21 protein-coding genes are annotated in these 26,515 nt (G+C 43.2%); 11 read left to right on the top strand and 10 right to left on the bottom strand.

Going from position 1 to position 26,515, the window contains the following annotated elements; genetic code table 11:
* The 4 genes from ABZD21_RS16850 to ABZD21_RS16835 form a co-directional block, all read right to left on the bottom strand.
* The coding region (locus ABZD21_RS16850) for an FAD-dependent oxidoreductase (RefSeq protein ID WP_372776279.1) at nucleotides 1-95 on the bottom strand (95 nt) is incomplete at its 3' end.
* Nucleotides 96-246: 151 nt separating this feature from the next.
* Complete coding sequence (locus ABZD21_RS16845; RefSeq protein ID WP_372776277.1) at nucleotides 247-1,344, bottom strand: redoxin domain-containing protein; 1,098 nt, start codon at nucleotides 1,342-1,344, stop codon at nucleotides 247-249.
* A gap of 2 nt (nucleotides 1,345-1,346) precedes the next feature.
* The gene (gene meaB, locus ABZD21_RS16840) at nucleotides 1,347-2,471 is read right to left on the bottom strand and encodes a methylmalonyl Co-A mutase-associated GTPase MeaB (RefSeq protein ID WP_372776275.1); all 1,125 of its coding nucleotides are present in this window, start codon (nucleotides 2,469-2,471) and stop codon (nucleotides 1,347-1,349) included.
* Between the two features lie 97 nt (nucleotides 2,472-2,568).
* A complete protein-coding gene (locus tag ABZD21_RS16835; protein ID WP_372776274.1) occupies nucleotides 2,569-3,660 on the bottom strand; it encodes a DUF1573 domain-containing protein in 1,092 nt (363 codons plus the stop codon).
* 198 nt (nucleotides 3,661-3,858) lie between these two features.
* On the opposite strand from ABZD21_RS16835, the gene ABZD21_RS16830 reads away from it, so the two are divergent.
* From ABZD21_RS16830 to ABZD21_RS16820, 3 genes are read left to right on the top strand one after another with little or no spacing between them, the layout of a single operon-like run.
* Nucleotides 3,859-5,229: a sensor histidine kinase gene (locus ABZD21_RS16830; RefSeq protein ID WP_372776273.1), complete on the top strand. Its 1,371-nt coding sequence runs from the start codon at nucleotides 3,859-3,861 to the stop codon at nucleotides 5,227-5,229.
* A gap of 1 nt (nucleotide 5,230) precedes the next feature.
* Entirely contained in the window at nucleotides 5,231-5,941 is a 711-nt protein-coding gene (locus ABZD21_RS16825; RefSeq protein ID WP_372776272.1) for a response regulator transcription factor, read from the top strand.
* 19 nt (nucleotides 5,942-5,960) lie between these two features.
* A complete protein-coding gene (locus ABZD21_RS16820; RefSeq protein ID WP_372776271.1) occupies nucleotides 5,961-6,329 on the top strand; it encodes a sulfite exporter TauE/SafE family protein in 369 nt (122 codons plus the stop codon).
* A gap of 46 nt (nucleotides 6,330-6,375) precedes the next feature.
* Here ABZD21_RS16820 and ABZD21_RS16815 read toward each other — a convergent pair whose 3' ends face one another.
* Nucleotides 6,376-7,413: an ATP-dependent 6-phosphofructokinase gene (locus tag ABZD21_RS16815; RefSeq protein ID WP_372776270.1), complete on the bottom strand. Its 1,038-nt coding sequence runs from the start codon at nucleotides 7,411-7,413 to the stop codon at nucleotides 6,376-6,378.
* A 314-nt stretch (nucleotides 7,414-7,727) separates the two neighbouring features.
* Between ABZD21_RS16815 and yiaK the strand changes: the two genes are divergently transcribed.
* Nucleotides 7,728-8,744 (top strand): 3-dehydro-L-gulonate 2-dehydrogenase, encoded by a 1,017-nt coding sequence (gene yiaK, locus ABZD21_RS16810; protein WP_372776269.1) that lies wholly within the window; start codon nucleotides 7,728-7,730, stop codon nucleotides 8,742-8,744.
* A gap of 1 nt (nucleotide 8,745) precedes the next feature.
* Here yiaK and ABZD21_RS16805 read toward each other — a convergent pair whose 3' ends face one another.
* Genes ABZD21_RS16805 through ABZD21_RS16795 form a run of 3 tightly spaced genes read right to left on the bottom strand, consistent with a single transcriptional unit; the run spans nucleotide 8,746 to nucleotide 14,418 of the window.
* On the bottom strand, nucleotides 8,746-10,038 hold the full coding sequence (locus ABZD21_RS16805) for a TolC family protein (RefSeq protein ID WP_372776268.1): 1,293 nt from the start codon (nucleotides 10,036-10,038) through the stop codon (nucleotides 8,746-8,748).
* A gap of 11 nt (nucleotides 10,039-10,049) precedes the next feature.
* Nucleotides 10,050-13,256 carry an efflux RND transporter permease subunit gene (locus ABZD21_RS16800; RefSeq protein WP_372776267.1) on the bottom strand — a complete coding sequence of 1,069 codons (3,207 nt, stop codon included), beginning with the start codon at nucleotides 13,254-13,256 and terminating at the stop codon, nucleotides 10,050-10,052.
* Between the two features lies 1 nt (nucleotide 13,257).
* A complete protein-coding gene (locus tag ABZD21_RS16795) occupies nucleotides 13,258-14,418 on the bottom strand; it encodes an efflux RND transporter periplasmic adaptor subunit (RefSeq protein WP_372776266.1) in 1,161 nt (386 codons plus the stop codon).
* 344 nt (nucleotides 14,419-14,762) lie between these two features.
* Between ABZD21_RS16795 and nadB the strand changes: the two genes are divergently transcribed.
* From nadB to ABZD21_RS16760, 7 genes are all read left to right on the top strand, one after another.
* The gene (gene nadB / locus ABZD21_RS16790; protein ID WP_372776264.1) at nucleotides 14,763-16,334 is read left to right on the top strand and encodes an L-aspartate oxidase; all 1,572 of its coding nucleotides are present in this window, start codon (nucleotides 14,763-14,765) and stop codon (nucleotides 16,332-16,334) included.
* Complete coding sequence (nadC, locus tag ABZD21_RS16785; protein ID WP_372776263.1) at nucleotides 16,331-17,176, top strand: carboxylating nicotinate-nucleotide diphosphorylase; 846 nt, start codon at nucleotides 16,331-16,333, stop codon at nucleotides 17,174-17,176. Before nadB ends, nadC begins: the two co-directional genes overlap by 4 nt.
* Entirely contained in the window at nucleotides 17,173-17,907 is a 735-nt protein-coding gene (locus tag ABZD21_RS16780) for a type III pantothenate kinase (protein WP_372776262.1), read from the top strand. Before nadC ends, ABZD21_RS16780 begins: the two co-directional genes overlap by 4 nt.
* Nucleotides 17,908-18,526: 619 nt before the next feature.
* Nucleotides 18,527-20,164, top strand: coding sequence for a tetratricopeptide repeat protein (locus ABZD21_RS16775; protein WP_372776261.1), 1,638 nt, complete (start codon nucleotides 18,527-18,529; stop codon nucleotides 20,162-20,164).
* Nucleotides 20,154-20,735, top strand: a complete 582-nt coding sequence (lptC, locus tag ABZD21_RS16770; RefSeq protein ID WP_372776260.1) for an LPS export ABC transporter periplasmic protein LptC — start codon at nucleotides 20,154-20,156, stop codon at nucleotides 20,733-20,735. Before ABZD21_RS16775 ends, lptC begins: the two co-directional genes overlap by 11 nt.
* Before the next feature lie 3 nt (nucleotides 20,736-20,738).
* Nucleotides 20,739-22,010, top strand: a complete 1,272-nt coding sequence (locus ABZD21_RS16765) for a hemolysin family protein (RefSeq protein WP_372776259.1) — start codon at nucleotides 20,739-20,741, stop codon at nucleotides 22,008-22,010.
* A 94-nt stretch (nucleotides 22,011-22,104) separates the two neighbouring features.
* Nucleotides 22,105-24,222 (top strand): SurA N-terminal domain-containing protein, encoded by a 2,118-nt coding sequence (locus ABZD21_RS16760; RefSeq protein WP_372776258.1) that lies wholly within the window; start codon nucleotides 22,105-22,107, stop codon nucleotides 24,220-24,222.
* Between the two features lie 258 nt (nucleotides 24,223-24,480).
* Here the strand turns inward: ABZD21_RS16760 and ABZD21_RS16755 are convergent, their stop codons facing one another.
* Nucleotides 24,481-24,927, bottom strand: a complete 447-nt coding sequence (locus tag ABZD21_RS16755) for a GatB/YqeY domain-containing protein (protein ID WP_372776257.1) — start codon at nucleotides 24,925-24,927, stop codon at nucleotides 24,481-24,483.
* A gap of 144 nt (nucleotides 24,928-25,071) precedes the next feature.
* A partial coding sequence (ftsZ, locus tag ABZD21_RS16750) for a cell division protein FtsZ (protein ID WP_372776256.1) occupies nucleotides 25,072-26,515 on the bottom strand: 1,444 nt, incomplete at its 5' end.

Genomic DNA, 26,515 nt, shown 5'->3' with positions numbered 1-26,515 from the left:
TCAACCACGGCAACTTTAAAACCTAGTTGGGCTGCGCGGATTGCGGCAACATATCCGCCCGGACCACTCCCTATGACTAATACATCGTAGCTCATAATACTTGATTCGTTATTTTTTCGACTGTAATGAAAACATCTAAAGCTTCAAAAAGTTTTTTAAATTTTTGCTGAGTTCGAACAAATTACCCCCAGCGACAAAAACTCGGTTTTGAGCTAAAAAAAGCCGGCTTACAGACCGGCTTTTTATTTAATTCAGTAATTCAGCTAATTTTTCATCCAGTGCATCGCCACGAAGGTTTTTCGCAACGATTTTGCCATCCGGATCCAACAAAATGGAATGAGGGATGGAACTTACACCGTACAATTGAGCCACTTCATTTTGCCAGTATTTTAAATCCGACACGTGATGCCAACCGAGTTGATCATCGTTGATGGCTTTCAGCCAAGCATCCTTATCACGATCGAGCGAGACCCCTAAAATATCAAATCCTTTGTCTTTAAATTTATTGAAGGCAGCTACTACATTGGGGTTTTCACCGCGACAAGGCGCACACCATGATGCCCAGAAGTCGACCAATACGTATTTTCCGCGCAATGATGACAGGGTGAATGGATTACCTTCCTGATCATTCATTGTAAAATCGGGTGCTTCAACACCTACAGCTGTTTTCGATTGTGTTTCTACCATTGTTTTCAACTGAACAACATATTCAGAAGCAGCAAGCTCAGGTGCGAACCCATCAACCAATGCTTTCAGTTCCTCATATTCGAGGCGACCTCCTAATTGCGACAAGGTGATAAAAGGTCCTACAATTGAGTTAGAGTGTTCGCGAACAAAATTCTTGGCGAAAACCTCCATATTGTCCGAAGCAGCTTCGATGTCCACCTTTACACGGTCCATTTCGTCCTGGTTGCCGGTAGCAGCGGCTTGTGAATATTGTTGTTGGTATTCGCGGATTTTTTCACCCAATTTAGTCACTTCATCCACATAGGTATTGAAGATATCTGTTGTTGGCGAGCCGGTAACTTTAGTTGCACGCAAACTATCTTTGTAGCTTTCGACGTTGATATCGGCATTCTCGAGGAAGAATTGCGCAAAATACTCGCGTTCATTTAAACGTAGATAGCTCATTTCAGGAATTTGAGCTGACCCTTCGAAGGTGAATTTCCCTTGAACAATATCGACGGTATCCACTACCAAAGGTTGTCCGGCTTGAGCCTTCACCAGGTATACAACACCTGAATCGACACCTGCAATGGTTCCGCTAACTGTGAACTTAGTTGAGTTACTTTGGCAAGCGGCCATCAACAAGGCAAGCAGGAAAATTGGAAATAACTTTTTCATTCTTATACTTTTTGAGATTGATAATATGTTTCTAATAATTCTTTTGCAGCAACAAACGAGCTGAGTTGTTCGCCCAACACCTGGTTTTCAAACGTATTCAACAGCTGTTTAATTTTCTGATTTTGATAAAAATTCGACTTTAACTGGTCATTGATGGTTTCATACATCCAGAATTTAGCCTGTTCGTTCCGCTTAAACTGGAAATAACCATTTTCGTTGACCTGGCGAAGATAATCATTGATTGTTTGCCAGATACGGTCGATGCCAATCTTTTTATACGCTGAACAAGTCAGCACTTTGGGTTTCCACCCCGAATCGGTTGGCGGAAACAAATGCAGCGCATTTAAATACTGGACACGAGCCATTTCTGCGCGATCGATATTATCACCGTCGGCTTTATTAATTGTAATAGCGTCAGCCATTTCCATAATTCCGCGTTTGATTCCCTGTAACTCATCACCAGCTCCGGACAACATCAGCAATAAGAAAAAGTCGACCATCGAATGGACAACCGTTTCGCTTTGCCCAACTCCAACGGTTTCGATAAAAATCACATCGAACCCGGCTGCTTCGCAAAGAATAATTGTTTCGCGGGTTTTACGGGCAACGCCCCCCAATGATCCGGCTGAAGGCGAAGGCCGGATGTATGCATTCGGATCAATCGATAGTTCTTCCATTCGGGTTTTGTCACCCAAAATACTTCCTTTCGACCGTTCGCTGCTGGGGTCGATGGCCAGAACGGCCAATTTATGCCCCAACGAAGTAATGTATTTACCTGTTGATTCAATGAATGTACTTTTCCCAACGCCGGGCACACCGGTAATTCCAATCCGGATTGACTTTCCGCTGAAAGGAAGACATTTCAGAATAATTTGTTGAGCAATTTCCTGATGTGCTGGTTTTGAACTTTCCACCAAGGTAACGGCCTTACTTAAAATAGTAATATTTCCTTCCCTAATTCCCTTCACATAGTCATCAACCTGAAGCTGATTTTTCTTTTTACTTTTTAAAAAACGCTGAATTGAATTCTCATTAAACGAATCGGGACGCTCAATCCCGGGATTTACATTCAGTCCTTTATAGGAATCGTCGTTCTCAATATGGTGGTGATGATGATCGTTTGTCATTTTGAAAAATTTTTACGAAGTTAAAACTTCAGCAACGATAAAAAAAACGAGCCGCCCCGTATTTGGGAGCGGCTCTGCAAAACATTTTATATGCGACTTACCCAGCTGCCTGCACATTGGTTGATATGCGCAAAATAGTGGTTGGGTTTTTAGGATCGTTGGTAATTACAGTTATCGCTTTATTTTGGCGGCCCCGTTTTCCTTTTGAGTTGAAAACTACTTTCAAAGGGACTGTTTCATCAGCGCCGATAACTTTTTTTTCTGGCGTAACCGCTGTACATCCGCACGAAGTTTTTACGTTACGAATAACCAAATCGCGTTTGCCGCTATTTTTAAGAACAAACGTACATTCAACTTTGTCACCTTCCTTAATTTCACCGAAATCGTGTGTCTCTTCCGAGAAATCAGCAACTGGCGCACTTGCCAATTCGGCTGGTGTCAACGATGAGAAATCTTCTTCAATTGTTGCCGATACTCCAATTGAATTGCGGTAATCAGATTTTCCGTCAACATTGAGGTAAATCCGGTGCATCACAAAACCATAGGTATTCACTTTTGATGCATCGTATGTAACAACGATATGTCCTTTTTCCTTTGGCTTCAAGGTCGAGGGAATCACCTTCACGAGTAGATTTTCAGGTGGTGTCTTAAAATCCAGATTAACAGGACTATCCGAATCATTAATGATCTCCAGACTATCAGTCAGCACTTCGGTTTCTTTAATTTTCACAAAGGCGATATGATTTGTTTTTGCCCGGACCAGACCAATTTCACGGGGATACAACTCGGCAATGGTTTTCTCACGTTGCTCAACTGTACCCTTAATTCTTAAAATTGTTCTGGGAACTTCACCATTGCTCGATACAGTTATCGTTTTATTAAAGGCTCCCGGGCGATTTGCCGGATTGTAGCTCACTTTAATAAACCCTTTTTCTCCCGGAGCAATAGGTTTTTTAGTCCATTCTGGGGTTGTACAACCACAAGAGGCCTGCACATTGTTCAAAATAAGAGGAGTAGCGCCGGTATTTTCAAAAGCAAAATTGTACGATTGAGAACCTGCCGATTCCTTAAACGTACCAAAATCATGTTCGATCGTTTCAAATACAATTTTTGCTTGTACCGACTGAGCGCTAAGTTCCCCTACAAACACAGAAAGAACAAAAACCAGAAGTAATAATCTCGTTTTCATAGACATTTTTTTTGTGTAAATATGGATAGTTAAAATTATAATTCGCGTTAAACCATTCTGTTCTCAGACAAAGCTAAGAAAGCTGAAAAGGAATCGTTGTTAATTGCAATAAACATTTGTTAACGACTTGTTAACAAGCTTCGGAGGTATTGTAAATTAGACTAGTTTCGCCTGTCAACTGTTGATATTTAGTGGAATATGGGTAGAAATACGATACGGGTTATTGTGGTTTTAGCAACGGTTTCCGTTCTGGGAATCCTTGTTATTCAGTTCTTTTTTCTTAAAAATACGGTTGACTTAAATGAACGAAAATTTCACGAATCAACCACTCAGGCTTTAAAAAACGTTGCGCAAAGTTTGGTTGACTACAACACAAAAACCCAAGGATACAAAAGCAATTACGATCCGTATAATTCGGTCGATCAGATTTCCAACAATTACTATGTTGTGAATGTGAACGATGTAATTAACCCGTTGCTATTGGAACATCTTTTATTGGTCGAATTTAAACGGTTCAATATTGAACTCGACTTTGAATATGCGATTTACGATTGCGAGACCAACCAAATGATGTACGGAATTTCGCACTCAGAAGCCAAAGACAGCATCGTTCGCTCGCCAGCTGTTTCGGGTGAGCCGAATTCGCAAACAATGACCGATGAAGAAATTTTTGAAAACCATTACGCCTTAAAGCCGGTAAAAATCGCCAAACCATTGCTTCCAACCTGCGATAAATACATCTACTATTTTGGTGTTTATTTCCCGCATCGGAGTCAGTACTACAGCAGCCATGTTAAGGCCTGGTACATGGTCAATGGTTTTTTGCTTTTGGTAATCTTATTTTTTGGCTACACACTCTATGTCATCTTCAGACAACGACAATTAAGTGAAATCCAGAAAAACTTTATCAATAACCTCACGCACGAGTTTAAAACGCCCCTTTCAGCCATCCGTTTATCGTCCAAAGTTTTGGAAGATCCGAAGATCATTGACCATCCGAAAAGGCTGACTGAATACGCCCGCATTATAGGAGAACAAACCCAACGACTTACAATTCAGGTTGAAAAAGTGTTGCAAATGGCCAGTGTGGAGAAAAAAATCATTCAACTCGACAGGCAGGAAATTCAGCTCAACAATTTCATTGAAAAAACCATTGACGAATTTAGAAGCAGTCAGGAAACCGAGATTAACTTCATCCGACTAGAGACCTTGCCACAGGAAACGACTGTAAAAGCTGACCGGCTACATTTTTCGAATATAATATTCAACATCCTTGACAATGCGGTGAAATACTGCAAAGAAACTCCCGAAATCCATGTCAGGATCAACAAAACCCGAAATTCGATCCATATTCAGATAGCCGACAACGGAATAGGAATTCCGGAGGAATACAAAAAGAAGATTTTTGGCCGGTTTTTTCGTATCCCAACCGGTGATGTGCATGACGTTAAAGGTTTTGGTCTTGGGTTGGATTACGTGCGAAAGATGACCCATTTTCACAATTGGAAAATCGGTGTTAAGGATAATTCACCAAAAGGAACTATTTTTACGATAACTATTCCGAAATAATATGAATTTCATAGGAAAAAAAATCTTGTTGGCCGAAGATGATAAAACGCTCAATTTTATCATTCGCGACAACCTAGAAGAAGCCGGGTACATTGTTACAGCAGCCGATGACGGTGAAAGCGCGTTAAAAAAATTTGCAGACGGCCAATACGATTTGTGCCTTTTTGATGTGATGATGCCAAAACTGGACGGATTTACACTGGCTAAGAAAATTAGAGAAAAGAACGAGGATATTCCGATCTTGTTTCTGACAGCTAAAGCGCTGAATGAGGATAAAATCAACGGATTTTCGATTGGTGGCGACGACTACATCACTAAGCCTTTTAGCATGGAAGAACTCCTGATGCGGATTAAGGTGTTTCTGAAGCGTAGTATGCCAGCTACCGACAATACAGAGGAAATTACGAATTGCCGCATTGGTCAATTCAATTTTTTCTTCGATAACCTTACGCTTCAGTCGAACGAAGAAAAGCGGACATTGACCTACAAAGAAGCAGAATTACTACGCTATTTCTGCGAAAACCCCAACACGGTACTCAGTCGTTCTGACATTCTTAAAAACGTTTGGGGGTCGGACGATTACTACCTCGGACGCAGTTTGGATGTGTTTATTTCCAGACTTCGAAAATACCTGAGCGCCGATGAGAATATCAAAATTATCAACTTACACGGCATTGGATTCCGTTTCAATGCGCCGATTGAACGGCAATAAAGTTAGCTGAAGAAACCAGATGACTGCGATTCAGATCACTTTATTAATCATAGTCGGGCTGGCTGCCGGACTTATGGGGGGAACGCTTGGCGTTGGCGGAGGCATTGTTGTGATCCCAACGCTTATTTTTATTTTTGGTTTTTCGCAACATATGGCACAAGGCACTTCGCTAGCCTTCATGTTACCACCGGTTACCATTCTGGCGACCTGGAACTACTGGAAAAATGGCGCTGTAAACTGGCGATATGCACTCATATTATCAGTAACATTTCTGGTCGGAGCATACCTGGGTTCTATCCTGGCAGTGCATATACCTGATCGAATTTTGAAAAAGGTATTTGGTGTTCTGCTACTGTTCATGGCATTCAAAATGATTTTTTCCAAATAAAAAAACCCCGCAAAAAGCGAGGTTCTTCATCTTAGAAAAATTATAATTACAAATACTCATCGCCAAATGAAACACCCATCTTGCGGGCTTTCAGGATCAGTGAATGATCTTTATCCACCAGCCTCAACTTATCGCTAATTTCCTGAAGTGGGACCGTTGTCAGCAAGTTATTGTGAACCGCTACCATTGTTCCGAAATTTCCTTCAGCAATGCTTTGTGCCGCAAAAGCACCATAACGGGTCGCTAAAATACGGTCCATTGGTGTTGGACTTCCACCGCGCTGAATGTATCCCAGCACTGTTTCTCTGGTTTCGATCCCGGTGTAGGTTTGAATGGCATCAGCCAAATGCCGGGCTGCCGATGTTTCTTTCGGATGTAAAATCCCTTCAGCAACAACAACAATCGAATAGGCTTTTTTGCTTTCGTAGCGATCTTCAATTTTCTTACACACCGAACGGATATTGTATTCCAGTTCGGGCAGCAGAATGATGTCGCCACCTCCAGCCATCCCCGCGTACAATGCGATCCATCCGGCGTGATGCCCCATTACTTCAATAATCATCACCCGTTGGTGCGAGTTAGCGGTAGTGTGCAGGCGATCAATCGCTTCGGTTGCAATGCTCAGTGCCGAGTCGAATCCAAAGGTGACGTCGGTACCCCAAACATCGTTGTCAATTGTTTTGGGAATACCAATCACATTGAGTCCCTCCTCCGCCAGTCGATTGGCAGTTTTCATTGTCCCGTTACCGCCGATACACACCAGCGCGTCCAGGCCAAGTTCCTGATAATTTTGCTTGATCAGTTCGGGCTTTTCAGTGTCGCCGTCTTTCACAAATTTGTATGGTTTTTCGCGCGAAGTGCCTAAAATAGTTCCTCCTACTGTCAATATTCCGGATAGGCTGCTTTCCGTTAGCTCAACATAGTCCTTTTCGATTAAGCCGGAATAACCCGCCCTAAAACCGATGACTTCCATCCCATATTGAACGATAGCAGTCTTTCCAACTCCCCGAATGGCTGCATTCAAGCCCGGGCAGTCTCCTCCCGCCGTTAAAATCCCTATTCGTTTTGCTTTCTTGGAGTTCATATTCTGAAAATTAGATTTTGATGATTGGACAAATAACTCCCGAATTTAATAAAACTAATCCGCTTTCCATTCTCAATTCTTCTACAAATGGAATGTCTTTGATATTTTTTAAATTCGGAAACCTTTCGGCACATCATCCTGTCGTTTCTAAACTCAATCAACTTCTTGCAAGCCAGAATGGTTTTTCCTATTTTCATCGGGTTACTGCGCTCATTGATTATGATTGTCGTCGGCGCAAGTAGAAATCCACCACGAATAAAGAAAGTTAAATCAATTTAAACTGATCAAATTCGTCTACAGAAAGTATAACACAGATGAAGGACAAACAACTTAACATCGATTTCAAAGATATGCGACAAACCTTCTTTGAAATCCTGCTACGCGAAAAATTTGGGGAGGACGATGCACTGCATTGTGCCGAAATATTTACATCGAGCAGTTTGGATGGAATCTATTCGCACGGGGTTAATCGCTTTGCCCGTTTTGTCGAGTATATTCGAAAGGGTTACGTTCGGGTCGACGAGAAGCCGAGCCTGATTCATTCGTTAGGAAATATCGAACAATGGAACGGAAATCTGGGGCCAGGCCCGCTTAATGCGATGCATGCAGCAGATCGGTGTATGAAATTAGCCAGTCAGTCCTCAATAGGTATGGTCACGCTGGCTAACACCAATCATTGGATGCGCGGCGGAACGTATGGAATTCACTGTGCGGAAAAAGGGTATGCATTTATTGGCTGGACTAATACCATCGCGAACCTTCCACCTTGGGGATCAACCCAAAACAAGCTGGGAAACAATCCAATGGTTTTTGCAGTCCCTTTCGCCGGTGATGTAATCCTGGTCGACATGGCCATCTCGCAATATTCGTTTGGCAAACTGGAAGACATGCACACGAAAGGAGCAAAACTGCCGCAAGCAGGAGGTTACAATACATCGGGAGAACTAACCAATGATCCGGGCGAAATACTGGAGAGCCGCCGGGCACTTCCGGTTGGATTTTGGAAAGGTTCGGCCTTGTCGTTGCTTCTGGACATTCTTGCAGCAGTATTGTCAGGCGGATTGTCGACCGCAGAAATAAGCCAGGATGGGCGCGAAGAATACAGTGTCTCTCAAGTTTATATCTGTATCGATTTAAAGAAGCTGCCCAACTTTCCGGCAATTGAGCACACCATTGGCGAGATAATCCGCGACTATCTATCCGCCGCGCCGACCTCGCCAGAGAGTGTCATCCGCTATCCCGGCCAAAATCGTAAGCGAATTCGGGAGGCCAATATGGCCAGCGGAATCCCTGTCGACCCGAAAGTTTGGGCGAAAATCTGTACCCTCTGACCTATTCAGAATATTGCTGAACAATTCCCCCAGTCAAACGCAAAAGGTTGGTGTGTGTATCGATAAATTGATAGATGGCCTCTAATTCGCCCACAGCAACATTGAGATACAAATTCTGTACATCCCGGAAATTAAACGAGTTTATACTTCCGTTTTCATACTTCTCTCGACTTATTTGCAGGTTCAGTTTAGCAGTCGCCAGATTCTCCCGGGCAACATCCAGCAATGTTTTGCGAACCAGGTAAAATTCGTACACGTTATTCAGCTGGTTGGTTAATTCGTGCGTCATTTGCTGTATACCAACATCGCCCATTTGCTGCTCAATCTGTGCAATCTGCAGCGCTCTTTTCTTAGCTCCGCCACCATACAGATTGAAACTCAGCGTAAAATTGCCGTAGAAATTATTCACGTTAGCCCAACTTATTCCACTGGTTTTGTAGTCAATACCGGTGCGAGTAGCAGTGGCACCTCCGCTAAAACTCAGAGTTGGGTAGTAGTCACTTTTAGCAAGTGCTACGGCATTCTGCATCAGATTCCGGTTGATATATTGGCTCTTCAAACTTTTGTTATCCGCCAACATCGCTTCTTTTAGTTCCTCAAGGCTATACTCTACCGGAATTGCCTCGAAATTATCGGTTAATTCCCACTGGATTGATGCGTCGTCGGCCATTAAAAATTGCAGGTTACGAAGCGCGTTTTTATAGCTCACTTGCTGCAATAAATAAGCTGACTTATCGGCTAAAAAAGAATTTTGAGCCTGTAAAACATCATACGTAACGGCTGAACCGATCTCCCTCTGAAGCGTTGATTTATTGTACAAATCCTCCGACAGCTGCATTACTTCCGCATACACGTTCAGCTTTTCCTTTTCCAGCAAAACGTCGTAGTAAGCTAAAATCACGGACTGTATCGTACTTTCAACCATCAGTCCGGTATTTTGCCCCGAAAGTGTTTCCAGCTCATCGAACCGCTGTTTATTCAGGTTGACGGCAAAACCATCAAAGAGAGTCCAGCTCACACTCGCCCCACCCGAATATTGATTTTGCAGGTAACTTTCCGTTTCATTACGGTTGTAATTGGTATTCGCGGCACCTGTCAGGTTCAAATAGGGATACCGTCCGGCAGCGCCCCAGGAGTTCCGAACTTCTGCAATTAACTGCTCGCTTTGTTGCATCTCCAAATCATAGTTGTTCTCCAACGAAATCCGAATGGCATCTGCTAAACTCAGAGATTGCTGTGCCTGCCCCAAAATGCTGACCAACAATAAAAAACAAATCAAAAAATATCTTTTCATCGTTCTTAAATTCACGAATGATTACTGGCTTCTATTTCTGCTGGGGTCTTCCCTTCGTTTCGGCGCAAATTGTTTATAAACGCAATTTCAACCTCTTCGCGCTGCAACTCCCGACCGTGATACAATGATCTTATCTTGCGCCGAAGGTCGTTCAATACGACAATTAAAGCAGGGAAAAACAAGAGGATAAACATGGTTCCGAAAGCAACTCCATAGACTAACGAAATAGCCATTGGAATTAAAAACTGAGCCTGAAAACTCTTCTCCAATACTAAAGGGAATAATCCGGCAGAAGTGGTTAAAGTGGTAAGAATGATCGGCCGCAACCTAGATTTTCCGGCCTCGAGAATCGCGTCTTTCACCTTAAATCCTTCAACAATTAACGAATTGAATTTTGAAAGCATGACAACCGAGTCGTTAATCACCACTCCGGAGAGTGCAACAATTCCCCACATGCTGAGGATTGAAACCGGTTTCCCGTGTATTCCATGCCCCCAAACAGCTCCCAAAATTGAAATCGGAATCATAATCAGGATAATCATTGGCTGCTCAAACGAACGGAAATTTATCATCAGAATGAAAATAATTGCCAGGAATGCCATTGGAAAGAGCAGCCCTATATCTTTCATATTCCGCTGGCTTTCCCGTTGTTGCCCCTGAAATTCGACATGGACACCGGGGTAAGTTAGTTTCAAGTCCGGAATAATTTCAGAATTTACCTGATCCAGTATTTCGGACACTGACGCATCCGGGTCAACCAAATCAGCATTCACCCGGATTTCCCGCCGACCGTTAAACCGCTGGATATTGACCGGCCCTCGCTTCAATTCATAGCTGACCAACTCGGACAACGGATACTCCCCCGAAGCTGTTTTCAACTTCATTTGATCCAACTGTCCGATTCGCTCTCGGTCTTCAGCCGGATAACGAACCCAAACCCTGAGCTCGTCTCGTCCAACCTGCAAACGTTGCGCCTGCCCGCCATAAAATCCCTGGCGAACCTGCTCTGAAATTGAGGCTTCATTAAATCCTAACATATACGCTTTTGGCTTCAGCTTCAGTAACACCTCCTGTTTTCCCAAGGCATTGGTATTCACCACATCTTTCAACTGGGGCATTTTATTCAAACGCTCAATCAGAAAGGCCTGAGCCAAGTCCAATTCTTCGGCATGCCGCGATTGCAAGCCGATGGAAACCGGGTCGCCAAAACGACTACGGGCACCGATCGTGTATTTTACAGCTTCCGGTATTGGTCCTATTTTCTTTCGAACACGGTTGATGATTTCATACGAACTAATTCCGGTTTCTTCTGAATTTCGCGGCGACACAAAAACATTGCCGGCATGCGTTCCGTTTTCAGCTCCATCGAATCCGGAGCCTAAATTAACGGTGCAATACTCAATCAAATTCAACGTGTCGTTGTATTCCTGCTTCATCTCATCATTCACTTCCCAAACAACATCTTCAAATCGCTGGAGATAAGCCATTGTTTGCTGTTCTCCCGCTCCCGGCGTAAATGCGACATTGATGTTGAAGGAGTCGAATTCCATTCGAGGGAAAAATGTGGTTTTAATAATTTGTCCGCGGAGCATACCGAAGGTGATCACAATCATAGCCAAAGGAACAGCGATAACAATATAGCGCCACTCGATGACCAATTTGAGTACCCGATCGTAGGCATAATCGCGCAACCAGTTAAAAAAGCGTTCCGTGTATTTTTTAATACCTTTAGGTTCTTTGTGCAATTTTGCCGGATTCAAGACATGGATATTCCCAATGTGGGCAGGAAGCACAAAAAAGGACTCAAATAAAGAGAACAGCAGGCTGACGACCACAATAAAGGCCATTTCGTACATCATCTCCATACTACCCGATATGAAAAACAAAGGAGAGAAAGCCACAACAGTAGTTAAAACAGAGGTGATTACCGCAGGAACAACTTCGACCGTTCCATCAACTGCAGCCTGAATCGGGCTTTTTCCCCGCTCGAAATGTTGAAAGATATTTTCACCGATTACAATTCCATCGTCGACAAGAATACCAATGACCAAAATCATTCCGAACAGAGAAATCATATTGATTGTAACCCCTGCCATATTCGCGACAATAAACATGGCTAAAAAAGACGAAGGGATTCCCCAGGCCACCCAAAATGAAAGCCGGAAACTTAGCATCAGAGCCAACAGTACAATCACCAACAGCAAGCCCTGCCCACCATTTACCAACAGCAAATCGAGCCTACTTTTCAGCAAATCAATAAACGAGCGTGTGACGACTAATTTTACGCCATTCGTTTTCTCGTTAAAACTGCTCACGTAGCTTTGAATATAGTCATCGATATCTCCCAAATCTTCGGTAATCAGTTTTGAAACTGAAATACTGATCACCGGATTGCCCTTCTCCAATGCTTTGTCCGGTGATATATCCGAGAACTTCTTCTTTACCAAGGCCACATCGCGAATACGAATAACGCTGCCGTCGGTATTGGCTTTTAGAATGATATCGCCAATTTTATTCGGATCGGCGCTTCGCGAACGTAAGCGTATCAGCAATTCCTCATCCTTCGACCGCAGCTGGCCACCCGATACATCACTATTATTCTGACTAACCGCACTTTGGATCTGGCTGAACGTGATCCCGTAGCGAAGCAAAGTTTCTTCCTTGGCTTCAATTGAGATTTCCAAATCAGGAAAACCGGATATCGATACCTGACTGATGTAGCCGGACGATAAAAAATCTTCTTCAATCTGTTGCGCGTAGTCTTTCAAGGTCAACAAATCAACATCTCCGGTCACCATCAGTCGGGCAGCAGGCGAAGTTGTTCGTTGCTTGAAAACAATTGGGCGTTCGGCAGCTGTTGGAAACGATGAGATTCCGTCAACGGCGTTTTTTATTTCAATCAGAGTTTCATCAATATCAATGTCTCCGGTTACTTCAATTTGAACACTGGACGAATTTTCGGCACTGGTTGAAGTGATTTCATAAATGCCTGGAATTCCGCGTACAGCTTCTTCAATCCGGCTGGTTACCCCCTCCTCCATTTCTACCGGCGAAGCTCCCGGATAGGCAACCCGCACAAAGATCATTTTTGAAGGACGCTCCGGAAAGAACGACAACTTCATGGAGGCCAAACTTAATCCGCCTACGACAACCAAAAACAAGACAAACAAGTTGGCGTAGAACGGAAAGCGAACAAAAATTTCAACAATTTTTTTCATGCTATTCCGGGTTTCCTGATTTCTGAGTGCCTTTACCTGCTAAAAACTCAACCGGCAAATTCTCTTTCACATTTATAAGCGGTTCAACAACAATGCGGGCGCCTTCCGGCAATCCATTAAAAATGAGACTACTCTCGCTCATTTTCAGGATTTCAATGGTCGCCTTTTTTAAGACTCCATCAGCCACAGTAAAAACAACATTGGAATTAAATACGGCACTCCGGGGAATCTCCATTGCCCGGGAAATTCGTTGCCCGGGAAACTCCACAACTTTGTATTCGCCGGCAAGCAGATCGCCGGCTGCGAATTGGTGAACACCAACAAATACACTTCGTGACTGCGTTGTCGCATCAACAAAATTCGCTTTCCGTATCACGCTCCCACTCAACGTGTCGGTGCTGTTCCGTCCATAAACTTTTACCTGATCTCCGATTTTTATCCATTTGCTATTGTGGTTTTCAACCGGAACTTCCACCTCCAAAACGTCAGTTCCAATCATTCGGGCAATCTGGCTGCCGGCACTAACATAGGCACCAACTTCAAAATTCACCTGCGAAAATGTCCCATCGAAAGGAGCGACCAACAAACGTCTCTGCAGATTTTTCTCATCCTGCAACAATCCGTAATATTCGCTTAAAATCGACCGGCTTGCTAAAAACACCTTCAATTTATCGCCTTTAGGTTCGGGAAGCTCCGGAAGAGCCCCTTCGAAACTCACCGATGAAAAATAGTTGTAGTAGGTTTCATATTCTTCCGGGTAGTCAATTTTCAAGTCCGGCAATATGTTCGACAATAAATTCAGGAAGTTACTTTTCCGGGCCTTCAGCGCCAGCTCGGCTTCGTCTTTATAAATACTTGCCAGTACCTGTCCTTTTCTAAATGACGTTCCTTTCTTAATCGGCATCTCTCCCATCTCAATTTTCCCGGCGGCTTCGGCCACCAGAAGCACATCGTGACTGGCGACCACTCGTCCCTCTCGTTCCAATGGCGATACGATGTCGGTATAGACAACCGCCTCGGTTTTAACAAACCGTTTGGCTCCATCGCCATCCCGGCGCGGGGGTTCCGGTTTCATCCGGCCAAACATCCACGAAAGACCGGCAGCTCCTCCTAAAAGGATGATCAGAGCCACAATTATGAAGGTAATTTTTCTCCAACTCATATGTTATTTTTTCAAGATTCTAGTTTCGTTTTATAGATATATTGGAATCAAAACTAAAGCAAAAGTTTAAACAAACTTCCCAATTGATTTCGATTGGACACCTCTAAACTGATTCTGCAGTAAAAAACAGGATGCAAAAGCTCCGTCAAGCCTTAAGTCTACTCATTGTTCAATCCATTACACGGATCGACAGAAAACTTTCGTTTTTCTTAAAGAAACAGTGAATGAAAGCAAAAATAGAGGTTTGAATTGATATAATCAGGACAAGATCTGATAAATCAGTTTTCAAATGGATTGATTTTATAACTTTGCTCGTAAATACAAATTGAAAGCATACCGTTTTCATGCAAAAAAAATCATTTGACATTATTGTCGTAGGGAGTGGACTTGCGGGCCTGACAGCAGCATACCACGCGTCGAAAAAGGGATCAGTAGCACTGATTACCAAGTCGCAGCTGGACACGAGCAACTCGTACTACGCGCAAGGTGGAATTGCCGGAGCCATTTCGGACGATGACTCCCCTGAACTACATGCTCACGATACTTTGGTTGCCGGCCGGGGACTTTGCGAAAAGGATGCCGTCAACATTTTGGTTCATGAAGGAAAAGACCGAATCCTTGAGATGATTGACATGGGTATGCAATTCGACAAAAAAGACGGGCAATTGGTTCTGGGGCTTGAAGGTGGCCACTGTAAGCGCCGAATTCTCCATGCGGGAGGCGACGCGACCGGAAAAGAACTGACCTGTTTTATGCTTGAAAAAGTAATTGAACAGCGCGCCATTCAAACCTTCGAATATACCGCTGTTACCGAACTCATTGTCGTTAACGGAACATGCCTCGGCGTACAGGCGCTGGACTTTGTCAGCGGACAGAATTTAATTTTCGAAGCGCCAGCATGCATCCTGGCAACCGGAGGACTTTCGCGAATTTTTAGCCGGACGACCAACCCCCACACTGCGACAGGCGATGGCATTTCATTGGCCTACGATGCCGGAGCAATGGTGGAAGATATGGAATTCATCCAGTTTCACCCGTCGGCATTATGCATTAAGGATCAGGACGCATTTCTGATTAGCGAAGCGGTTCGGGGCGAAGGTGCCTGGCTTATCAATAGTAAAGGCGAGCGCTTTATGAAGGACATTCATCCTCTGGCCGAATTAGCCCCCCGCGATGTGGTTGCGTTTTCGATTTACCAGCAAATGAAGAAAGATAATAGCCCCAACGTTTTCCTGTCGCTCAAACATTTAAATCCGGAAAAAATAAAGAACCGCTTCTCGAATATTTATGCCAAACTCGAAAGTTTTGGCTACGACTTGACTAAAGATTTGCTCCCTATCGCTCCGGCAGCTCACTACATGGTTGGCGGAGTAAAAACCGGGCTGCATGGCGAAACAAATATCAAAGGGCTTTTTGCTTGTGGCGAAGTGGCATCAACCGGGGTAATGGGCGCCAACCGGCTGGCAAGCAACTCCCTGCTCGAATGCCTTGTATTTGGGAAACGAGCCGGAGAAATGGCTGCCTTGATCAGCAAATCGAACACGGTAGTTTCCGAGCCCGAATCATTCACCAACCAAGTTGAGTTTGAATCTTATTATCTGGACATAAAAAACGAAGTTGCCGATTTAATGTCGGGCAGCGTGGGTATTGTCCGCAATGCGGAAAACCTTGAAAAAGCACTGGACCGGCTTCATGAAATTAAGAACAAAATTGGTTTCAATCAGCGTGATTATAACGTTTTAAAAGCGCGCCAAATTGTTGAAATTTGCGAACTGATTACCCGCTCAGCGCTATTGCGAAAAGAGAGCCGGGGCGGACATATTCGCGAAGAGTTTAAAAAGGAAGATCCGGACCTACGGGTACATATCGTCTTCCAAAAAGGAAAAAACACGGCATACATTCCCTTAAAAAAATGATGAACAAAAACGAATTGCAAATTGCAGAGCACCTCGTTGAACTCGCTCTAAAAGAAGATGTAGCAAGCGGTGATCTAACCACCGACAACCTTATTCCGGCAGAAATGAAGAGAACAGCTTTCTGGAGAGCTAAAGCTGATGGTATTATTGCCGGCCTTGAAATCGCGGAAATGACGTTTCGCAAACTTGATCCGAACTTAAGATGGGAAGTTTTGGTGAAAGACGGCGAAAAAGTTCAATCCGGAACACTCGTTGTCCGTTTCGAAGCCAGCTACCGCGCTATCCTTACCGGAGAACGTACCGCGCTGAATTTCGTACAACGGCTTTCAGGGATTGCCACCATGGCAGGCCGTTATGCCAATGCTCTTAAAGATTTTAAAACCGAAATTCTGGACACCCGAAAAACCCTGCCCGGATACAGGCTTCTCGATAAATACGCGGTGAAAATTGGCGGAGCAAAAAATCACCGGGTGGGCTTGTACGACATGGTAATGATAAAAGATAACCACATTGACATTGCCGGTGGAATTACTCCAGCAGTTGCGCAAATCCGATCGAAAGTAGCAGCCAACATTAAAATTGAAGTTGAAACCAGCAACCTCGATCAAGTAAAAGAAGCGTTAGCAGCCGGAGCAGACATCATCATGCTCGACAATATGGACAATGAAACGATGCGTCAGGCAGTTGAACTTATTGGAGGAAAGGCAAAAGTTGAAGCCTCTGGGAACATGACACTCGAACGCTTGAAGGAAGTTGCTGCGACCGGAGTCGACTTCATTTCAATCGGCGCACTTACACACTCGGTTACAGCATTGGATATTAGCCAACGAATTGAACAATGAAGCTTGTTATTGACATTGGAAACACCCGATGCAAATGGGCGATTTTTGATGACGGAATCCTAATCATCAAACGAATAACAACTGATTTTACACCACAAATTGTGGCGCAAATACTGGGCGAATTTGGGGAAGTAGGCCAAGCAATAATTTCGTCAGTCCGGGACTTCCCGCAGGCATGCCGTGATCTGCTGGCAGAGCGAACCGACTATTTCGTTGAATTAACCCACCAAACCAGCATTCCAATCATCAATCGCTATAAAACACCGAACACCCTCGGTCTCGACCGTCTGGCTGCTTCAGTAGGTGCAAGCTCGGCTTTCCCCGGCAAACCACTCTTGGTGATTGATGCGGGAACGGCAATCACAATCGATTTTGTGAGCGCTGCCAACGAATTTATTGGCGGTAATATTTCACCTGGTATTACCACCCGATTTAGAGCGCTCAATCAGTTTACCGGCAAACTTCCGGAAGTAGATCTTCAAGATGACTTTGAAATACTCGGAACGGACACCATTTCCGCAATCAGGGCTGGAGTGCAGCAAGGCGTTATTTTTGAGATCGATAGCTATATCGATCATTATTCAGAACAGTTTCCGGAATTGGTCACTGTTCTAACAGGAGGAGATGCTCTATTCCTTGCTGGCAAAATAAAAACAACCGTAGAAATTATCGAAGACCTGACATTAAAAGGACTACTCGAAATCTTGGCTTTCAATAGTAACAACAGCTAATAAGACCTGCTTTTCTGATTTCGCATTCTATCGCTTCTCTCTCAAATAACAACGCATGCACGATAAAAAACATGACAATTTCTTAACAAACAAAGACCAATAGCAAACTTCTTCATAATTACTAATATGAATCATTTACCAACAGGTCGAAACCCAAAACAAACATCGAGAACAGCTCTGTCTTTTGACCCAACTTCACAGCCGCAAAGCCTCCTTCTTCAACAGCAAGTGAATTAAAGTTTTGCTCTGCGAACTAACACACTGTAGCTTCCTCCAAAAGAAAGAAGACAGCTCTTCTCGTCCAGACACGTGGCTCTGCCCTTTCGGAAAACAACACACAGCCATCTACGTATTCATACAAAACACCGGAAAGCCCTCTAAAACGCTTAAAAACCCGAGCTTTTCAACTTTGGCATGGCTTTTGAAATTTTACTTAACGATTCAATTGAACAGGAGCCTGATTTTGAAGGGATAGGGCAACAGCGATATTATTCTACCCAATCTTTCAAATTCGCGAACCAAGAAAAGCAAAATAAACTTATATTTGACCCTCTGTAATCGTTGGTACTCCAACGGATTGTTTAAAAGTGAAAAGTGTAATCTAAAATAATTTCAAAAAATGAAATCGTTTCTAATTAAAACCAATGTACTAACGTTTATTTTGGCCTTAGTCTTGAGCATTTCGGCTATAGCGCAAAAGGAAATTACCGGAACCGTTTACCGCGAAGGCAAACCAGCTGCCGGTATCACGGTGGAAGCTCACAAATCAAGTAAAACGTTTATGACCAGCTTCGATGGGAAATACAAAGTTACCATCGACCCAAATAAAAGTAAGTATATTAAATTCACATTTATCGACGAGTCAAAAAAACTTGAGTTGACAGGTAGTGAAGGAGATGTAATTGACTTTAGCTTTGATGGTTCCGAAATTCCGGGCCAAGGAGACGGAGCTGCAGAAGTAGGAGTTGATACCAGAACAAGTCAGGAATTGGTGAAAGACAACAATACAGAATTCATGAGCCAATTCACATTGTACGATCAATTTTACAAGCAAAGAGATTATAAATCAGCTTATCCTCATTGGATTAAAGTATACCGAAAATACCCGAAATCATCCATCAACATTTACCACCATGGTATTAACATGTATTCGAACAAGGTTGAATCGGCTGCTGATCAAGCTACGAAAGATGCATATATTGATACGTTGATGTCAATCTATGATCGCCGGATTAAGTACTTCGACCAAAAAGGATTTGTTTTGGGACGTAAGGCAACAGACTTCGTAAAATACAAATTAGGAAACCCTGACATTTCAGAAAGTGACCGCAAGGCAGTTTTGAAAAAATCGTATGCAGAATTGGAGCAGGCTGTTAAACTGGAAGGCAACGAGTCTGAAGCTGCTGTTATGGTGATTTTCATGCAGGTAACAAAAAGTTTGTTCCTATTGGGAGAACTGGACAAAGAACAGGTTGTAGCAAACTACGGAGTTCTTTCTCAGATTACCGATGCTCAGCTTGCAAAAGCTGCAGATGATGAGAGAGCGACTGTTGCTAAAAATGAAATCGACAAAGCGTTCCAAACTTCTGGAGCTGCAGACTGCGATGCTCTTGTTTCTTATTATGAGCCTAAATTTGATGAAATTGCCTCGAATGTTGACGACTTGAAAAAAATGCTACGTGCACTCGGTCGTCAAGATTGTACTTCAAGTGAGTTATTTGCTAAAGCATCGGAGAAGCTTTATGACCTGGAACCTTCTGCTGAGGCCGCATTCAACATGGCTCGTTTGTTTGTAAAACGTGACGAATTCGACCGTGCAAAAGAATACTACCAAAACGCGATCGCCTCGGAGACTGACAAAGAATTACTGGCGAAATACTATTATGAGTTAGGAATCTTTACATTCATCAAAGAACGTGCGTTCGCGAAAGCTCGTGACTTCGCCCGCAAATCATTAGAAAATGATCCAAACTCAGGAAAAACACTGATCCTACTTGGTGATATCTATGCTCAGGGTGCCAAAACTTATGGCGAAAACGATTTCGATCACACCGCCGTTTATTGGTTGGCAGTTGACTACTACCAGAAAGCTAAACGTGTTGATCCGGATGTTACGGTATCTGCAAATGAGAAAATTGCTACCTACCGGGTTTACTTCCCCAATAAAGAATCTTTGTTCTTCGAAGGATTACAAGACGGACAAGCATTTAAATTAGGTGGTTGGATTAACGAAACAACGACAATTCGTGCAAAATAAACAGTTTAAAAAACTGATAATTAAACAGCTAAGCATTGCAATTCTCTGCACGGGAATTGCAGTGCTTTTCTTTTCATGCGCCAACAAGATTGAAAAAATAAAAGAGCTGTCGGCTGCAGAAAAGCTACCGGGCATGGAGGCTGAACATTTTGAAATGATGTATTCCGATTCTGCTATCATCCGATTCAAGCTGATTGCCCCCAGGATGATTCGTTATGATCAGGAAAAAGAGCCATTCATTGAGTTCCCTGATGGAGTGGAAATTGAAAAATACGATGGAAAAATGCGCGTAGTGTCACGGATTACAGCCAACTATGCCCGCTATATCGACAAAGAAGAGAAGTGGATGGCCAAGAACAATGTGATTGCGCTCAATGAAACCGGAGACTCATTAAAAACAGAAGAACTGATCTGGGAAGAAAAAGCAGGAAAGATTTATTCGGATCAGTTTGTCAAAATAATCAAAAAGGATCAAATTATTAACGGGATCGGTTTTGAGTCTGATCAGAATATGGAGAACTGGGAAATAAAAAAACCCACCGGAAGTTTGTACCTTGACGTCGCAAATTAGCGTATGGAAACTCTGATCATTACTATCCTAATCACAATCATCTTTTCCGCCTTCTTTTCAGGAATGGAAATTGCTTTTGTTTCAGCCAACAAGTTACGGCTTGAATTGGACAAAAAGCAAGAGTCGATTAACTCTAAGATTTTAACCGTTTTTACCAGAAACCCCGGGCAGTACATTGCCACTATGCTCGTAGGGAACAATATTGCTTTGGTAATTTACGGGCTTGCCTTTGCCCAACTACTAGAACCGATATTCAGCCGCTTTCTGCCTGCCGACGGACCGGTTCTGTTTTTCCAAACCGTAAGCTCCACCCTTTTAATATTAGTAACCGCTGAATTTTTACCGAAAACGCTATTCCGCATCAACCCGAATATCTTTCTTCGGATTTTTGCGATACCGCTCATCTTATTCTACTACCTGTTTTATCCGTTAACGCGGATAACAATGAGTATCTCTAAATTTTTACTTAACGGAATTTTTCGGGCGGCTATCGACAAGGACGAAGAAAAAATTGTGTTTAGCCGGGTAGATCTGGATCACTTTGTAAATGAAAAGGACAATCCGGACAATCAACCAATCCATAATCTCGACAACGAGATTAAGCTTTTTCGCAATGCACTCGACTTCTCTAAAGTTAAGCTGCGTGAAATTATGGTTCCCCGAACCGAAATCGAAGCTTTAGATGTTGATTCCCAGATGAATGACCTCAGGCAACGGTTTATCGACACCGGCTACTCACGAATTCTTTTCTACAAAGAAAATATTGACAACATTGTTGGCTATATCCATCATTCTGTCATTTTTACCAATCCGGAGTCAATTAAACAGAACCTGAGAAAAGTATTGATTGTACCGGAAACCATGCCTGCAAGCAAATTGCTCAGCAAATTCATCCAACAGCACCGCAGCATTGCAATTGTTGTCGACGAATTTGGCGGAACGTCCGGACTTGTAACTATCGAAGACATTCTGGAGGAAATTTTCGGCGAAATAGAAGACGAACATGACACCATTGATTTCGTTGACCGAAAGCTTGACGACAATGAGTACATTTTCTCAGCCCGTATTGAACTGGACTACCTGAACGATAAATACAACCTCAATTTTCCGGTTGAAGAGAATTATGAAACTCTGGCCGGTTTCATCCTTTTCCATCACGAGAGCATCCCTAAAATCAACACCGTTATCACCATCGATAATTACCGGTTCAAAGTGCTCAAAGCCAGCAATACCCGCATCGAGCTGGTAAACCTGCACATATTAGACAACAGCTAAATTTAAGCCCGAATTCCAAGGTTTAAAAACTAAAATTATTATCTTCGTACCGCTAAAAAATTAAGTAAACAAACAAATTTATAATCATAATTAAATGGCTACCTTACAGAGAATTAGAAATCGTGCTGGTATTTTAGTAGCGATCATTATCGGGCTTGCCTTAGTGGCTTTCATTTTGGGAGACATTCTAAACGCAAGCAGTTCATTATTAAGACCCAATCAATTAAGAATCGCTGAAATAAACGGCGAATCGGTACAGTATCCCGACTTTCAACGTAAAGTAGAAGAGACTGCCGAAATCTATAAAATGAATACTGGTCAAACTCAGTTAGACGATAATGCATGGGCGCAAATCCGCGAACAAGTTTGGCAGGAATATGTTCGTGAGGCAGTCATGGATCCAGCTTACGAAGAACTTGGATTAGCTGTCACTGGCGACGAATTGTTCGATTTAGTTCAAGGATCGAACCTTCACCCAATTATCCAACAATTGTTTATAAATCGTAACACCGGACAAGTAGACCGTTCTGCAGTTCTTCAGTTCCTTAGAGCAGTAAACTCCGGAACCGCTACCGAACAGCAAAAAGCTTACTGGTTATACATCGAAGATCAGATCAAAAAAGACCGCATTCAAACTAAATACAGCAATCTGGTACGTCAAGGATTGTTTGTTACCTCTGCCGAAGCAAAAGCAAGCCTGAATGAAAAAAATAAAAATGTGAGCATCGAATTTGTAAGCTTGCCTTATGAATCGATTTCGGACAGCTCGGTAACAGTTAGCGATAAAGATTTACAAGCCTATTACAACGAGCACAAGGAAAACTACAAACAAGATCCTTCCCGCTCGATTGAATATATCGCGTTCAATGTAACAGCGACAGAGGAAGATGACGCGAATACACTGAAATGGGTTGAAGATGCAAAAACGGAATTTGCCAACATTCAGGACAATGCCCAATATGTGAACGTAAATTCAGATGTACGTTTTCAAAACGTATACGAGAAGCAGGAAAATATGCCTGCTGATATCGCAGAGTTTGCATTCAACGGACAAGTAGGCGATGTGTATGGACCTTTAAAAGAAAACAATTCCTACAAATTAGTCAAAATCGACGACATTGCAGATCTTCCGGATTCAGTAGAGGCTCGTCATATATTGATTAAACCGGAAACAGTTGGCAGTTACGATGCAGCTTTGGCTTTGGCCGACAGTTTGAAAACACTGATCGAAAACGGAACTAAATTCACAACCTTAGCCTCAGAATATTCTGAAGATCCAGGATCGGCTGCTAAAGGTGGTGATTTAGGCTGGTTTAAAAGAAACCAGATGGTTAAGCAATTCGAAGACGCAGCATTTAACGGAGACGTTAACAAATTATATGTCGCAACGACTCAGTTTGGCGTTCACCTTATTCAACCAACCAGCAAAGGAAAAGCAGTAAAACAAGTCCGTTTGGCCGAATTGGTTCGCAACATTGAACCAAGCACAAAAACCTACCAGATGGTTTATGCACAAGCTAGCAAATTTGCCAGTGAAAATACTTCCGGAAGCGCGTTCGAAGAATCTGCAAAAGAACAAGGACTATCAAAACGTGTTGCCAGACTTGGTGAAAACGATCGTCAAGTTGTTGGTCTCGACCAGTCACGTTCATTGATTCGTGCAGCCTACCAAGCCGAAGAAAATGACATTCTGGTAAACAATGAAGGGTCAACCATCTTTGAATTTGGCGACAACTTCGTAATTGCGAAACTTAGCGGAATTCAGGACGAAGGTTACACTGCGTTAAACGAAGTTGCGCCAACAATTAAATTGGCCGTGTTGAAAGAAAAGAAAGCCGAAGCTCTAATCGCAAAAATGAAGGAAGCCTCATCGGCTGGTGATATTGACGCTGTAGCATCAAAACTAGGTGTTGAAGTTCAGTCTGCTTCAAATATTCACTTCGATTTATTCTCCGTTCCTGTTATTGGTGTTGAACCAGCAGTAGTCGGCACTGTAGTAAGCATGGAAAAAGGTCAGCTTTCCGCTCCTGTAAAAGGGAACAGAGGCGTCTATATCGCAAAAGTTGTTTCGATCAACGAACTCAACAATAACAACCTCGATGCAGAGCGCAATCGCTTAGCACAAGCAATAGCATACCGTGCAAACATTCAAGCCTACGAAGCACAACGTAAAGCCGCAGAAATCGACGACAGAAGAGCAAAATTCTATTAATCAGTTGCTCTCCCAATTATATTTTAAAAGCAGGCCAACAGCCTGCTTTTTTTTTTTCCTATGCATGTTGATTGCCCGTAACTAATACCCGGATTTACCCAATTGAAGAACAACACAGACTGCCGTATTCCCTTTCAGTACCAGAAATTAGCCTATAAGATCAGACCAATTTAAAGTTTCGCTTCGAGTGCCGCCTCAGAAAGAAGCAATAAAAAAAGGAGAGCTTGCGGCCCTCCTTCGTATTCTGTTATCGATTGGCTACGACAATAACGCTTTCACCATATCTGCAATATCTTTCCCGTCGGCTTTACCTGCCAATTGGCTCGAAGCCAAGCCCATCACTTTCCCCATTTCTTTTATGCTAGTCGCTCCTGCTGACTCGATAATCGCTTTCACGGCAGTAGTCAACTCTTCATTAGTTAGCTTTTTCGGCAAATAGGCTTCAAAAACAGCAACCTGCACCAATTCTTCGGCAGCCAGATCTTCTCTGCCCTGCTCTTTGTACAGATTAGCAGAATCGGTTCCCTGCTTCGCTAATTTTTGAATGATCTTAATCACTTCGGTATCCTCCAAATCGTGCGAAGAAGAAGCCGTTTTGGCCTCAATCAACACCTTTTTGATATTCCTTAGCGCTGCTGTTCTCTCCTTTTCGCGAGCTTTCATAGCGGTTGTCAGGTCTGTATTTATCTGATCAAATAAACTCATGTTTTAGTCTTTTAAAATTTTACTCAAAGTTTTCAAAAAATTGCCCTATATCCAAATCACAGCTCGTGAAACTAGACCGAAATTATTCATCGGAAATGTCATGTTACTAATCGCGGCAATTACGACCAGCAAATCACTTCCGCCCTAATCTACATTATCGTGTAAGAACGAATTATTGTCTCGGAGAAATGTTTTATTATCATCGTCGGGCGATAGCGAGAACCGAGACAATTTATTTTCAAATTTATTCCGGTTATTGTCGATCTTCATGTTTTTACGACGGTAGGCCGGGATATTTTCCAACTTGTCAACCAGATCATCCTCTGAACTGGAAAAATCGATCTTTACCGAATAGTCTTCATCCGGTTCCGGCTGAGGCTTCCCGTATAAAGCCTCAAACTCATCTGGCTTCGGGTAGTCAATTTCAAACTCAATCATACTTTGATTTTGTTTTGAAGCCTCCTCTGCCGATTTGCTTTTAAACTGCTGAGAGGGTCTTGGTATTTGCGAAAACTGACCAGGACTGTCGTCACCCAAAGAGTGGTAGGTTTTCTCGACTTTCTGTGCCGCCATCATCTCCGGAATGCTGCTCATGTTGAAGCCGGTAGCAATAACAGTCACCGATATTTCGTCACCTAATTCTTCATCCAATCCGTTCCCCCAGATTAGATCGGCCTCATGTCCTGCTTTAGACTGAATGTAGTCCGTAATCTGACCAATTTCATCCATTGTCACTTCATCTTTACCCGATGTAATATTCAACAGAATATTTTGTGCTCCCCGAATATCGTTATTATTCAGCAAGGGTGAATTTAGTGCCTCTTCAACCGCTTTCAAGGCACGGTCTTCGCCAACGGCTTTAGCAGATCCCATCAGGGCAACTCCGCTTTTCCGCATGACCGTTTCCACATCGGCAAAGTCGACGTTTATATAGCCCGGCACGGTAATAATCTCAGCGATCCCTTTGGCCGCGGTAGCCAGCACATTGTCCGCCTTGGCAAAAGCTTCCGAGATTCTAAAATCGCCGTACATTTCGCGAATCCGTTCGTTATTGATCACCAACAACGAATCGACATGCGTTTGCATCTCGCTAATTCCGTCAATAGCCTGTTTTATCCGACGGCGACCTTCGTTTCGGAAAGGAATTGTGACAATACCAACAGTGAGTATATTCAACTCCCGACAGGCTTCAGCAATAACCGGAGCTGCTCCGGTACCTGTACCGCCCCCCATGCCGGCAGTAATAAACACCATCTTGGTATCCTGTTCAATCGCCTGCTTCACATCGGCGATATTTTCGATTGCGGCCTCCCGACCAATATCTGGTTTGTTTCCGGCTCCGCGTCCTTCTGTGAGCGACGCGCCTAGTTGAACCCGCAAGGGAATCGGGCTGTTTTGCAGGGCTTGCGCGTCGGTATTACACACCATGAACCCCACGTCCTTGATTCCCTGTTGGTACATGTGATTAACCGCATTTCCACCACCACCACCAACACCAATAACTTTAATGATGCTTCCGGAGGATTTTTCCAAATCGAAATTCATAATATCGTTAGCCATAAGCTGTGTTTTTCTTAATTGTTTTCTG

Source organism: Mangrovibacterium sp. (assembly GCF_041596335.1).
Lineage (GTDB): Bacteria > Bacteroidota > Bacteroidia > Bacteroidales > Prolixibacteraceae > Mangrovibacterium.
The sequence above is the reverse complement of the archived record's forward strand: the minus strand, read 5'-3'. Positions and strand labels throughout refer to the sequence as shown.